This is a genomic window from Rehaibacterium terrae, from assembly GCF_014202935.1.
Lineage (GTDB): Bacteria > Pseudomonadota > Gammaproteobacteria > Xanthomonadales > Xanthomonadaceae > Rehaibacterium > Rehaibacterium terrae.
The window spans coordinates 1-13,248 of sequence record NZ_JACHHX010000012.1 but is presented as its reverse complement, the minus strand read 5'-3'; the positions used below and the strand labels follow the sequence as shown (position 1 = coordinate 13,248).

Annotated in this window: 8 protein-coding genes; 7 read left to right on the top strand and 1 reads right to left on the bottom strand. The window is 70.4% G+C overall.

What is annotated here, in order from left to right; translation table 11 throughout:
• Position 1: 1 nt before the first annotated feature.
• On the bottom strand, positions 2 to 958 hold the full coding sequence (gene gshB, locus HNQ58_RS09005) for a glutathione synthase (protein ID WP_183948583.1): 957 nt from the start codon (positions 956 to 958) through the stop codon (positions 2 to 4).
• Between the two features lie 189 nt (positions 959 to 1,147).
• Between gshB and pilG the strand changes: the two genes are divergently transcribed.
• The 7 genes from pilG (at position 1,148) to HNQ58_RS08970 (ending at position 13,073) form a co-directional block, all read left to right on the top strand.
• Entirely contained in the window at positions 1,148 to 1,549 is a 402-nt protein-coding gene (gene pilG, locus HNQ58_RS09000; RefSeq protein WP_183948651.1) for a twitching motility response regulator PilG, read from the top strand.
• A 30-nt stretch (positions 1,550 to 1,579) separates the two neighbouring features.
• Positions 1,580 to 1,948 (top strand): response regulator, encoded by a 369-nt coding sequence (locus HNQ58_RS08995; RefSeq protein ID WP_183948582.1) that lies wholly within the window; start codon positions 1,580 to 1,582, stop codon positions 1,946 to 1,948.
• 8 nt (positions 1,949 to 1,956) lie between these two features.
• Positions 1,957 to 2,502, top strand: a complete 546-nt coding sequence (locus HNQ58_RS08990) for a chemotaxis protein CheW (RefSeq protein WP_183948581.1) — start codon at positions 1,957 to 1,959, stop codon at positions 2,500 to 2,502.
• A 37-nt stretch (positions 2,503 to 2,539) separates the two neighbouring features.
• The gene (locus HNQ58_RS08985; protein WP_183948580.1) at positions 2,540 to 4,576 is read left to right on the top strand and encodes a methyl-accepting chemotaxis protein; all 2,037 of its coding nucleotides are present in this window, start codon (positions 2,540 to 2,542) and stop codon (positions 4,574 to 4,576) included.
• Between the two features lie 74 nt (positions 4,577 to 4,650).
• Complete coding sequence (locus tag HNQ58_RS08980; RefSeq protein WP_183948579.1) at positions 4,651 to 10,950, top strand: FimL-related protein; 6,300 nt, start codon at positions 4,651 to 4,653, stop codon at positions 10,948 to 10,950.
• Complete coding sequence (locus HNQ58_RS08975) at positions 10,943 to 12,595, top strand: chemotaxis protein CheB (RefSeq protein ID WP_183948578.1); 1,653 nt, start codon at positions 10,943 to 10,945, stop codon at positions 12,593 to 12,595. The genes HNQ58_RS08980 and HNQ58_RS08975 overlap by 8 nt, the downstream gene beginning before the upstream one ends.
• Positions 12,596 to 12,602: 7 nt before the next feature.
• Positions 12,603 to 13,073, top strand: a complete 471-nt coding sequence (locus tag HNQ58_RS08970) for a chemotaxis protein CheW (RefSeq protein WP_183948577.1) — start codon at positions 12,603 to 12,605, stop codon at positions 13,071 to 13,073.
• The last annotated feature ends 175 nt before the right edge of the window (positions 13,074 to 13,248 follow it).

Here is a 13,248-nt window from a genome sequence, read left to right as displayed (position 1 = left end):
GTCAGTCCCGGCTGCCGAGGCGCGCCTCGATGGCATCGAACAGACTCCCGGCGATGTTCAGGCCGAACTGCCTGTCCAGCTCGCGGATGCAGGTCGGGCTGGTGACATTGACTTCGGTCAGCCAGTCGCCGATCACGTCCAGTCCGACGAAGAGCATCCCGCGGCGTTTCATTTCCGGGCCGACCTGGGCGGCGATCCAGCGGTCGCGCTCGCTCAGCGGGCGCCCCTCGCCGCGGCCGCCGGCGGCCAGGTTGCCGCGGAACTCGTCGCCCTGCGGTACCCTCGCCAGGCAATAGTCCACCGGCACGCCATCGATCAGCAGGATGCGCTTGTCGCCGGCGGCGATCTCGGGGATGAAGCGCTGCGCCATCGCCAGGTGGCGATCGCCCTGGGTGAGGGTCTCCAGGATCACGTTGATGTTCGGGTCGCCGGCGCGGGCGCGGAAGATCGAGCGGCCGCCCATGCCGTCGAGCGTCTTGAGCACGGTGTCGCCGTGCTCGGCGATGAAGGCGCGCAGCTCCGCCGCGCTGCGGCTGACCAGGGTGGGCGGGCAGCATTGCGGGAACAGCAGGGCGGCCAGCTTCTCGTTGAGGTCGCGCAGGCCCTGCGGATCGTTGACGATCAGCACGCCTTCGGCCTGGGCCAGCCCGAGTATCTGGGTGTCGTGGAGGTAATTGGCGTCCACCGGCGGATCGGTGCGCATCAGCACTACCTGAACCGTGTTCAGCGGGCGCCGTACCGGCTCGCCCAGGCTGTACCAGCCGGCCGGGTCGTCGCGGACGGTGAGCGGCGCCATCCGCGCGAACGGGCGCCCGTCCCGGACCGCCAGGCCGCCGGGAAGGACGTAGTGCAGCCGGTGGCCGCGCCGCTGCGCTTCCAGCAGCATGGCGAAAGTGGAATCCTTGCCGATCTTGATCGAGCCGATCGGGTCCATGACCACGGCGACGTCCAGGGGCATGCGCGAGCATCCGCAATCGGGGCCGGTTATCGTAGCAGGCGCGTCCTTGGCTTCGTGGACCGGTTCACGCTAACGATCTTCCGCACGAATGTGCGCTTGACATGGTTTCGGCGGGCTGGGATATAAGCAGCGATGCGCCCGGGCGGCAGCCGCGCCGCGGCACAGAGCAACGGGATTACGGGGAAGCAGATGGACGACGCGAATCGGACCGGCAGCCTTGCCGGCCTCAGGGTCATGGTCATCGACGATTCCAGGACCATCCGCCGCACGGCGGAAACCCTTCTCAGGAAGGAGGGCTGCGATGTCGTCACCGCCACCGACGGCTTCGAGGCGCTCGCCAAGATCGCGGACCACCAGCCCCAGATCATCTTCGTCGACATCATGATGCCGCGCCTGGACGGCTACCAGACCTGCGCGCTGATCAAGAACAACCAGCAGTTCAAGACCACTCCGGTGATCATGTTGTCTTCCAAGGACGGCCTGTTCGACAAGGCGCGCGGCCGCATCGTCGGTTCCGAGCAGTACCTCACCAAACCGTTCACGCGCGAAGAGCTGCTGTCGGCCATCCGGAGCTACGTTCCGGCCGCCTGAGCACGGGCACACTTTCCTGGGGGGATCCACATGGCACGCATACTCATCATCGAAGACTCGCCGACCGACACCAAGGTCTTCACCACCATGCTCGAGAAGAACGGGCATGCGGTGATCGCGACGGGCAATGCCGAGGACGGGCTGGAGATCGCCCGCCGCGAGAAGCCCGACCTGGTGCTGATGGACGTGATCCTGCCGGGCATGAACGGCTTCCAGGCCACCCGCGCGCTCAGCAAGGACCCGGACACCAGCGGCATCCCGGTCATCATCGTCAGCACCAAGGGCATGGAGACCGATCGCGTCTGGGGGCTGCGCCAGGGCGCCAAGGACTACATCGTCAAGCCGCCCAGCGAGAAGGATCTGGTCGGCCGGATCGGCGCCCTGCTGGGGCAGGCCTGAGGGCTGGAATGGAGAGGTCCGACGAACGCTCGCCCTTCGCGGTACTGGTCGATTACGAGCGGCGCTCGCTGGCCCACCGGGCCGGACGGCCCGAACAGGTCGACACGCCGGGGCATTGGCGAGGTGTCGGCTTCCGGCTCGGCGCCCGCCGGCTGGTGGCCCCCTTCGACGAGGTGATCGAGATCGTTCCGCTGCCGACGGTCACGCCGGTGCCTGGCGCCGCGCCATGGATGCTGGGCATCGCCAACGTGCGCGGCAACCTGCTGCCGGTGGTGGATCTGAAGCAGTTTCTCGAAGGCGAGCGCACCGCGCTGCTCGAATCGCGCCGTGTGCTGGTGGTGCGGCAGACCGGTGGCAACGTCGCCGTGCTGATCGACGAGCTGTACGGGCAGCGCACCTTCAACGACGCGCAGCGCGCCGAGCCGGGGGAGATCGCGTCCGGTCGCTACGCCAACTTCGTCCAGCGGGCCTACCGCCAGGGCGACGACACCTGGGGCGTGTTCAGCATGGAGCTGCTCACGCGTACGCCGGAATTCCGCCAGGCCGCGGCGTGATGCGGCCGGTATTTCCACTGGGGACAGAGGTCGAGTCATGAGTACTGCATTGGGCGCAATCGCCGGCAAGGAACGCAGCGCGGCGATCAACTTCTGGGTGCTGGTCCTGACGGCCGCGCTGATCGTCTTCGCCCTGAACTTCTATCTCTCGACCCAGCGCAACGCCGAGGAGAACAAGGCGCGCGAGCTGATCGCGGAAGTCCAGGTGCTGTCGCAGCAGATCGCCAAGTTCGCGGCCGAGGCGGTCGCCGGCGGCTTCGAGGCCTTCGCCGAACTGCAGGCGACCCGGACCCGCATCGACACCATCCTGAACGATCTGCGCGAGGGCAATGCGGCCGAGGGCGTGCCCGGTTACCGGGACGACGCGGTGGTCGGCGAACCGCTGGCCCGGCTGAGCCAGACCTGGACGCCGATCAACGACAACGCGCAGCGCATCCTCGAGCGCGAGGAGCTGGTCCTGGACCTGGCCGAGACGGCCGCCGCCTTCTCGACCCGTGTGCCGCAGCTGCAGGCGCGCATGGACGAGGTGGTGCGCTTCATGTCCGAGGCCGGTGCGCCCAGCTCGCAGATCTACATCGCGGTGCGCCAGATCGTGCTCGCCGACCGCATGGTGCGTTACGTCACGCAGATCCTGCAGGGTGGCGCCGGCGCGGTGTCCGCGGCCGACCGCTTCTCGCGCGACGCGGCGGTGTTCGCCCAGGTGCTCGCCGGTCTGCGCAACGGCAACAACGAGCTCGGCATCCGCCGGGTCGACAGCCCCGCCGGCCAGCGTGCCCTGGCCGAGGTCGATGCGCTCTATCAGGAAGTGCAGCAGGACGTGGACGCCATCCTCGGCGCCTCCACCGATCTGTTCGAGGTGAAGGAAGCCTCCGGCCAGATCTTCCAGGACTCGACCCTGCTGCTGGACGGTGCGCGCAACCTGGCGACCGCCTTCAACGCGCTGCCGGAGCGGCGCGTGTTCCCGAGCCTGTGGGTGGGGCTGGTCTCGGGCGCCCTGGCCATCCTCGGCATCGTCGGCCTGCTGTTCACCCTGTGGCGCGACCAGAGTCGCCGCTACCAGACCACCCAGGAGCTGAACCAGCGCAACCAGGAGGCGATCCTGCGCCTGCTGGACGAAATGGGCTCGCTCGCCGAAGGCGACCTGACCGTCAAGGCGACCGTCACCGAAGACATCACCGGCGCGATCGCGGACTCGATCAACTTCACCGTCGAGGCGCTGCGCAGCCTGGTCGAGACGATCAACCAGACCGCGGTGCAGGTCGCCGCGGCGGCACAGGAGACGCAGGCGACCTCGATGCACCTCGCCGAGGCGGCCGAGCACCAGGCGCAGGAGATTTCTTCCGCCTCCGCCAAGATCAACGAGATCGCGGTCAGCATCGACCAGGTGTCGAAGAACTCCGCCGAGTCGGCCGACGTGGCGCAGCGCTCGGTGCAGATCGCCGCCAAGGGTGCCGAGGTGGTGCGGCAGACGATCCAGGGCATGGACAACATCCGCGACCAGATCCAGGAGACATCCAAGCGCATCAAGCGGCTCGGCGAGAGCTCGCAGGAGATCGGCTCGATCGTCGAACTCATCAACGACATCTCCGAGCAGACCAACATCCTCGCGCTGAACGCCGCCATCCAGGCGGCCTCGGCGGGCGAGGCGGGCCGCGGCTTCGCGGTCGTGGCCGACGAAGTGCAGCGGCTCGCCGAGCGTGCATCCAACGCCACCAAGCGCATCGAGACGCTGGTGCAGACGATCCAGGCCGATACCAACGAAGCGGTCAGCTCGATGGAGCAGACCACCGCCGAGGTGGTCGCCGGCGCCCGTCTGGCGGAGGACGCGGGCCTGGCGCTCGGCGAGATCGAGAAAGTGTCGAACGACCTCGCCGAGCTCATCCAGAACATTTCCGAGGCGGCGCGCCAGCAGTCCGCCGCGGCGACCAACATCACCGCGACGATGAACGTCATCCAGGAGATCACCACCCAGACCTCGCAGGGCGCGAGTCAGACCGCCGAGTCGATCGGCAACCTCGCCCAGCTGGCGGCCGATCTGCGCCGCTCGGTGGCCGACTTCAAACTGCCGGGCTGACCGGAACCTTCGGAGGCGGGCATGGCACGGGATCGCGCCGCTGGTACGGCACCGTGCGCTGACGGAATCCTGGCATGAGGCTGCACGACGACATCGATCACATCACCCTCGGCTGGGTCAAGCCCGAGCTGGACGAGACGTTGCGCCAGGCCAGGCATGCCCTGGAGGCGCACGTCGAGACGCCGGGCGATCCGAACTGGATCCGCGCCTGCGCCGGCTTCCTGCATCAGGTCAGCGGCACCTTGCGCATGGTCGAGCTCTACGGCGCCGCGATGGTCGCCGAGGAGATGGAGCATCTCGCCCGTGCCCTGGCCGCCGGGGCGGTGGCCGACCGCGATGAGGCCTACACCGTGCTGATGCGCGGCATCGTGCAGCTGCCCGACTACCTGGAACGCCTGCAGAGCGGGCACAAGGACGTCCCGATCGTCCTGCTGCCGCTGCTCAACGAATTGCGCGCCGCACGCGGCGAACAGGGCGTCCCGGAAAGCGTGCTGTTCTCGCCCGTGCTGGATGCCGAGCTGCCCGCCAGTGCGCGCGGCCCGGATGCGCCGCTGCCCGAGGCGGTGCTGCGCGACCAGGCCGAGGTGCTGCGCGTGCAGTTCCAGTCTGCGCTGCTGCGCTGGCTGAAGAACGGCGAGAACCCGGACACCATCTCCGCCCTGGCCGCCGTGTGCGACCGACTGGTCGGCGTGGTTCGCGCCGAATCCGCGCGCCGGCTGTTCTGGGTTGCGGCCGGCACGCTCGAGGCGCTGCAGGCGGGCGCCTTCGAAGCCTCCAAGCCGCTGAAACAGGCGCTGGCCCGTGTCGAGCGCGAGATCAAGCGGCTTGCCGACGGCGGCGAGGCGGCCTTCCGCAGCGACCCGCCGCTGGAACTGACCCGCCAGCTGCTCTACTTCGTCGCCCACGCCCCGACCGACCACGGCCGCATCGGCGAGATGCGCGAGGTATTCCAGCTCAACCGCTACGTGCCCAGCCAGTCCGAACTGGAGCATGCGCAGAGCAGCATGACCGGCCACAACCGCGAGCTGCTCGACACGGTGTCGGCCGCGATCAAGGAAGATTTGCTGCGGGTCAAGGACGTGCTCGACCTGCACCTGCGCGGCGGCGGCTCCGATACCGACCTTTCCGCCCAGACCGAGGTGCTCGATCGCGTGGCCGACACCCTCGGCATGCTCGGCCTGGGCGTGCCGCGCCGGGTGGTGCAGGAACAGCGCGACGCCATCGCCGCAGTCGCGGGCGGATCACGCCCGGCCGACGAGACCACCCTGCTCGACATCGCCGGCGCCCTGCTCTACGTCGAGGCCTCGCTGGACGACCAGGTGGCCCGGCTGGGCCAGCCGGAATCCGACATCCACGTCGGTCCCGGCGCGCCGTTGCCGGGCGCGGAGGCGCAGCGTCTGCTCGACGCGGTCATCAAGGAGGCCATCTCCGACTTCTCGCTGGTCCGCCAGGCCTTCGTCGCCTATGTCGAAACCAGCTGGGATGCCAACCAGCTGGCCGACGTGCCGCGGCTGCTCGACGAAGTGGCCGGCGCGCTGCGCATCCTCGAGCTGGAAGAGGCGCCGGCCTACCTGCGTGGCATCGAGCGTTTCACCCGCATCGAGCTGCTCGACCACAGGCGCGTCCCCGACGCGCGACAGCTCGACACGCTGGCCGATGCGCTGACCAGCATCGAGTACTACCTGGAGGCGCTGCGCGACCACCGCGCCCGCCGCGACAGCATCCTGACGATCGCCCGCGACAGCCTGGCTTCGCTGGGCTACTGGCCGCTTCCCGCGTCCGCCAGGGCCGAGGCGCCGCCACCCGCCAGCGCCGCCACGCCGACGGTTGCGCCGTCGCCGGCTGCGTCCGCACCCGATGGGACGAGCGCGACGACGACCGACGGGCCGGTCGCGACGTTCACGCCGCCGACCGCCGCGGATGATGCCCTGCGCGAGGCGCCCGCACCTGCCGCCGACGCGGACGCCGCAGCGGTCCCCGATCGGCCCGCCGAGGCCGCCCAGGCCACCGAGGTCGCCGAGGCCGCCGAGGTCGCCGGCGAAGCCGCTCCGGCCGCCATCGAATCCAGCCAGGCGGCGCCGACGCGAGCGGCCTCTGCGGAAGCTCCGCCCGCCACACCCGTGCCGGCACCGGTCACCGGTGGCTTCGACAGCGCCATCGAGGACATCGACGACGAGATCCGCGAGGTCTTCCTGGAGGAGTTCCAGGAGGAGATCGCCAACCTCGACCGCCTGCTGCCGTCCTGGCGCAGCCAGCCGGAGAACCTGGAGCTGCTGCGCTCGATCCGGCGCGTGTTCCACACCCTCAAGGGCAGCGGCCGCCTGGTCGGCGCGCTCACCCTGGGCGAATTCAGCTGGAAGATCGAGAACATGCTCAACCGGGTGCTCGACGGCACCCGCCAGGCCAGCCCGGCGATGGTCGCGCTGCTGGATGCCGCCCACCGCGCGCTGCCGCAGCTGCACGCCGCGCTGCGTGGCGAGCAGGCGCTCGTTGCCGACCTCGCCGCCATCCAGGACGCCGCCGACCGCTTCGTCGCCGGTGAAGAAGTGCTGCCCGAGGGCATGGTGGTGCCGCCGGTCGAGGTCGCCGCGGACGACGAGCCGCCGCTCGCCGAGCCGGCGTCGCCCGCCACGGCGGCGGCAGAGCCCGCGCCCGAGGCGGCCGCCGAGGACGAGTCCAGCGGGGTCGTGGCTGCGGTCGATCCGGTGCTGCTGGAGATACTGAAGGTCGAGGTCGCCGGCCACCTGCAGACCATCCAGGGCTGGCTGGACCAATGCGCGAGTGGCCCGGTCGCGGCCAGCGACGCGCTGTTGCGCGCCGTGCATACGACCAACGGCGCCTTCGCCATGACCGAGGTGCCGCTGATCACCGAAGTCACCGCGCCGCTGGAGAGCTATATCAAGCGGCTGCTCGCGCATTCCAGCCTGCCCTCGCCGCGGGGGGTGGCGCTGGTGGCCGAGGCGGCGGACGCGATCCGGCGGGTCATCGCGGCCCTGGAGCGCACCCGGCCGGTACTGCCGGCACTGGGCGATCTGCCGGCGCGCATGGCCGCCGAGCGCGACACCCTGCCCGAGCCGCAACGCCCGACGCTGCCCGGCTGGGAGCCGGAGGAGCACGAAGAGGCCGAAGCGCTGCTGCCGCGCGTGGTCGACCTGGAAGCCCCGGACACCTCCGCCTTGCCCGAACTGCCCGCGGACGACATGTCGCCGCCGGCCACGGCTGCGACGGAGCCGGTCGCCGCCGAGCCGGACGCCGCCTCCGGAGTCGCCGCGGAAGCCGGCGCCGGGTCCGCGACGCACGCCGGATCGACCGCCGCCGTCGCGGAAACCCCGGACGACAGCGCCACGCGCGACGAGGATCTCGAGCGCGCGATCGAGGCCATGAGCGCCGGCGAAGAGCTTGCCGGTTCGCCGCCCGAAGCCGACGAGCCGGCCCGGCCGCCGATGTCGGAGGCGGACCCCTTCGCCGGCTACACGGAGGAAGAGGCGGCCGAGCTGGCGGCGCTGTTCGCTGCGGAGGCGCGCGGGAACACCGCTTCCGGCGGAGCGCCGGCCGAGGCCGAGACCGTCGAGACCGCAGCGGTCGAAACCGAGCCGGCCGAAGTCGAGCCGGCCGAAGTCGAAGCGGTCGAAACCAAGCCGGTCGAAGCCGAGGCGGCCGAAGCCGAGGCGGCCGAAGCCGAGGCGGTCGAAGCCGAGGCGGTCGAAGCCGAGGCGGCCGAAGCCGAGGCGGTCGAAGCCGAAGCGGTCGAAGCCGAGGCGGCCGAAGCCGAGGCGGTCGAAGCCGAGGCGGTCGAAGCCGAGCCGGCCGAAGTCGAGCCGGCCGAAGTCGAGCCGGCCGAAGTCGAGCCGGCCGAAACCGAGGCGGTCGAAACCGAGGCGGTCGAAACCGAGGCGGTCGAAACCGAGCCGGTCGAAGCCGAAGCGGTCGAAGCCGAGGCGGTCGAAGCCGAAGCGGTCGAGCCCGCACGCGCTGCTAGTGCATTGGGGGACGTCGCACTGGCCGTGCATGCCGACGACCCGGATCCGGACGCGCCGCTCGACATGAGCGACATCGATCCGGATCTGCTCGACATCTTCCTGGAGGAGTCCGCCGACCTGCTCGACCATGCCGACGGCCAGCTCGCCCTGCTGCGCGAGAACCCGTCCGAGCGCGAGCCGGTCATCGCCCTGCAGCGCGACCTGCACACGCTCAAGGGCGGTGCGCGCATGGCCGGCATCCAGGCGGTCGGCGAGCTCGGTCACGCCATGGAGTCGCTGCTGGAGGCCGTGGCCGAGAATCGCCGCGAGCTGGACAAGGATGGCTTGAACCTGCTCGAGCGCGGCTTCGACCGGCTTCACGGCATGGTCCAGCGAGTCGCCCGCCGCCTGGCCGTGGCGCTGCCGGCCACCCTGATCGGACAGGTCGAGGCCCTGGTTCACGCCCGTCCGCCGGCGGCCGCGACCGCGCCGCTGTCGACGCCGGGCGGGGCGGCCAGGCCCTTGCCGCCGCTGTCGGCGCCGCTGCACGCCGATGCGCTGCCGGACGAGGACGACATCGGCGGCACCCGTGCGCCCCAGGAGCTGGTGCGCATCCGCGCCGACCTGCTCGACCGCCTGGTCAACTACGCCGGCGAGGTGGCGATCTACCGCGCCCGGCTGGAGCAGCAGCTCGGCGCCTTCCGCAGCAACCTCGGTGAACTCGACCAGACCACCGGCCGCCTGCGCGACCAGCTGCGCAAGCTCGAGATCGAGACCGAGGCGCAGATCATCGCCCGCTACCAGCGCGAGCACGACGACACCGACGAAAGCTTCGACCCGCTCGAGCTCGACCGCTTCTCGACCCTGCAGCAGCTCACCCGCGCGCTGGCCGAGTCGGCCGCCGACCTGGCCAGCCTGCAGGACGTGCTCGACGATCTCACCCGCCAGCACGAAACCCTGCTGCTGCAGCAGTCGCGGGTCAGCTCCGACCTGCAGGAAGGCCTCATGCGCACGCGCATGGTGCCGTTCGACGCGCTGGTGCCGCGCCTGCGCCGCGTGCTGCGCCAGGCCGCCGCCGAGACCGGCAAGCAGGTGCAGCTGCGTGTCGAGGGCGCGCAGGGCGAAATGGACCGCAACGTGCTCGAGCGCATGACCGCGCCGCTGGAGCACATGCTGCGCAACGCCGTCGCCCATGGCCTGGAGTCGCCGAATGAGCGCCGGCGCGCCGGCAAGCCGGAGGAGGGGACGGTCAGGGTCACGGTCGCGCGCGAGGGCTCTGAAGTCGTCATCAGCGTCAGCGACGACGGTCGCGGCCTCGATGCGGAGGCGATCCGTCGCAAGGCCGTCGAGCGCGGTCTGCTCGATCCGGAGGCGCAGGTCGGCGAGCAGCAGCTGTACGGCTTCATTCTGGAGACCGGTTTCTCCACTGCCGAGACGGTCAATCGCCTGGCCGGTCGCGGCGTCGGCATGGACGTGGTGCACAGCGAGATCCGCCAGCTCGGCGGCTCGTTGCAGATCGCCTCCAAGCCGGGGCAGGGCAGCACCTTCACGATCCGGCTGCCGTTCACGCTGGCGGTCACCCAGGCCGTGTTCGTGCGCATCGGCGAGACCAGCTATGCGGTGCCGATCGCCTCGGTGCAGGGCGTCGGCCGCATCTCCCGCCAGGAGCTGGAAGCCCAGCTGGTGCAGGAGCGCCCGGTGTACCGCTACGCCGGCGAGGACTACGCGATCCACGACCTCGGCCGTCTGCTCGGCCACGCCAGCGCCAAGGCGCAGGAGAGCCTGCAGATGCCGCTGCTCCTCACCCGCTCCGGCGACGTGCGCACCGCGATCTGCATCGATCAGGTGATCGGCAGCCGCGAGATCGTGGTCAAGCCGGTCGGCCCGCAGGTCAGCTCGATTCCGGGCATCTTCGGCGCCACCGTGATGGGCGACGGCAGCGTGGTGGTGATCCTCGACATCGCGCCGCTGGTGCGCCGGCAGGCGTTGGCGCCGGTCGGCGAGGCACCGGTGTCGATGGCCGATGTGCGCCGCGTGCCCCTGGTCATGGTGGTCGATGACTCCATCACCATGCGCAAGGTCACCAGCCGCGTGCTCGAACGCCACAACTTCGAGGTGGTCACCGCGAAGGACGGCGTCGACGCGATCGAGAAGATGGCCGAGCGCGTGCCCGACCTGATGCTGCTCGACATCGAGATGCCGCGCATGGACGGCTACGAACTGGCCACTCATATGCGCAACGACGCGCGGTTGCGTGCCGTGCCGATCGTCATGATCACCTCGCGCAGCGGCGAGAAGCATCGTCAGCGCGCCTTCGAGATCGGCGTCAACCGTTACCTCGGCAAGCCCTATCAGGAGGCGGAACTGATGAGCAACGTGTTCGATCTGGTCGGACCGGTGCGCGGTCATGCCTGAGGGTCTGCGGATCGCCCTGCTGGGGCGCGCGGGCGAGGCCCGCGATCATCTCCGCCGAGCGCTGGCCGATCTGGGCGCCGATATCGTCGTCGAAGGCGATCCGGTCGAACTGGATCCCGGGACGGTGGGAGACACCCGCCCCGGCGTACTGGTGATCAGCCTCGACTCGGCGATGGAGGAACAGCTCGATCGCTGGGACGGGTTGCTCGACGATCCGTCGATCAACGTCGTGTTCGACGAGGCCGAGGTCACCCGCCGGCTGTCCGGCTGGGATCTGGCACGCTGGGCGCGACACCTCGCCAGCAAGGTGATGCGCGCCGGCGACCTGCTGCCGCCACCGCCGGCCGAAGCCGAGCGCGTACCGGATCGCTACCCGCTGCCGCAGCCCGGCGCGCCGCCGACACCGGCCGAACTGATGGCCGATGCGCGCCTGGAGGACTACACCCGCGACACCGCCGAGATGGCCGCCGATGTGCCGTCCGGGCCGCTGTTGACCGAGCTGGGCGACGACGGCGACGGATCGATGCCCGACGATGCCGGGCTCGAAGTCGAGACGCTGGACGCCGAGGCGCTCGGGCTCGATCTGGACGAAATCGACAGCGCCTTCGGTCGCGATGTCGGCGTCGGGACCTGGCGTGCGTCGATGCCGGCACCGTCGGCCGAAGCGGATGCCGCCACGTTCGAGCTTGATGCCGACCTGCAGGCGCTGGAGCGCGCGCTCGAGCTGGGCGCGAGCGGCGAGCGGGTCGATTTTTCCGCCATGCCCGGCGCCGACGAGGCGCAGTCGGCGAGCGGCCATCCCTCCGCTGCCGGCGATGACGAGCCGTCGCCCTCCCGCGAGGCTGAGGCGGCGCCTGCCTCGGGCGACACAGCGGGCGCAGGCAACGGCGCCTCGCTGTTCGGCGCGCTCGAACTGGTGCCGCTGGACGATGAGAGCGAATCGATGACGCAGGCGCGACCGGCCGGAAACGGGACGTCTGCGCCGGCAGCCGCCGGTACGGCGTCGGCTTCGGCGCCGGCCGCCGCGCCAGCACCAGCACCAGCCCTGAGTTTCGAGGACATGCTCAGCGGCTTTGGCCTCACCGATGGACCCGTGGTCGCCGGCGAGGCGCGCGGCGCCATCCTGCTGGTGTCGGGGGTGGGCGGGCCGGACGGCGTACGCCAGTTCCTCGGCGCCCTGCCCGAGCGCCTGCCGGTGCCGGTGCTGGTGCATCAGCAGCTGGAAGCCGGCAACCACGACCGTCTCGCGCCGCAGATGGCGCGTGCCAGCCGACTGCCCGTCTACCTGGCCGAGCCCGGTGCGCAGGCGAGGGTCGGCGAGGTGGCGATCCTGCCTTCGCGGGTGGCGCTGGAGGCGGTCGACGGCGACCCGCCGGCCTTCGTCGAGGGCGAGGCGACGCCGGTCTCGCTGGTCGAGACCTTGGCCGTGTTCGGACGCGACGTGGTGGTGGTGGTGCTCAGCGGCGCCGACCCGGACGTGGTCGGGCCCATCGCTGCACTGGCCGCGAACGGCGCGCTGGCGCTGGCGCAGGACCCGGCCACCTGCTTCGACGGCAAGGCCGCCTCGGCGCTGCATCAGCAAGGCTTCGTCATCGCCGCGCCGGCCGAGCTGGCCATGCGCGCAGTGCAGCATTGGTCCGCATGAGAATCCGATGAGTGCTACCCAAGCCGACATCCGTGGCGTCCTGATCGCAGTCACCGAGGGCCGCCTGTTGCTGCCGAACGCCTCGGTGGCCGAGGTGATCACCTATGCCGAGCCCGAGGCCGTGCCCGGCGCGCCCGACTGGCTGCTCGGCCGCATTCCATGGCAGGGCTGGCGGCTGCCGGTGCTGTCGTTCGCGCGCCTGGCCGGGCTGGCCGGACAGGAGCGCGAGTTCGGTGCCAAGGTGGTGGTGATCAAGGCCCTCGGCGGCCATCCCAAGCTGCCTTACTTCGCCCTGCTGACCCAGGGCTTTCCGCGTCTGGTCACGGTGCCCGAAAGCGGGCTGCTGCTCAGCGACGACGGCAAGTCGCCGCCACTGGGCGTGCGCATGCGCGCGTTGTACAAGGACGAGCCGGTGCTGATCCCCGACCTCGACAGCATCGAACTGCTGATCCGGGACGCGCTCGGCCAGGCGGCCTGAGGGCAGTTCGCCCCGGAGGACGCTCGGTCTGCTTTGTGCGGTGTTTTTCGCCTAGCAGCTTGTTGAAATTCTCCCGCGCCAGAGCTTGCTTTCAAGCCCTCTGTTTGCGATATCGACCTCAGCCATAGTGAGGGTGTGGGATGCGTGGTGCAGACGTCACTCAGGAGTCGTTGTT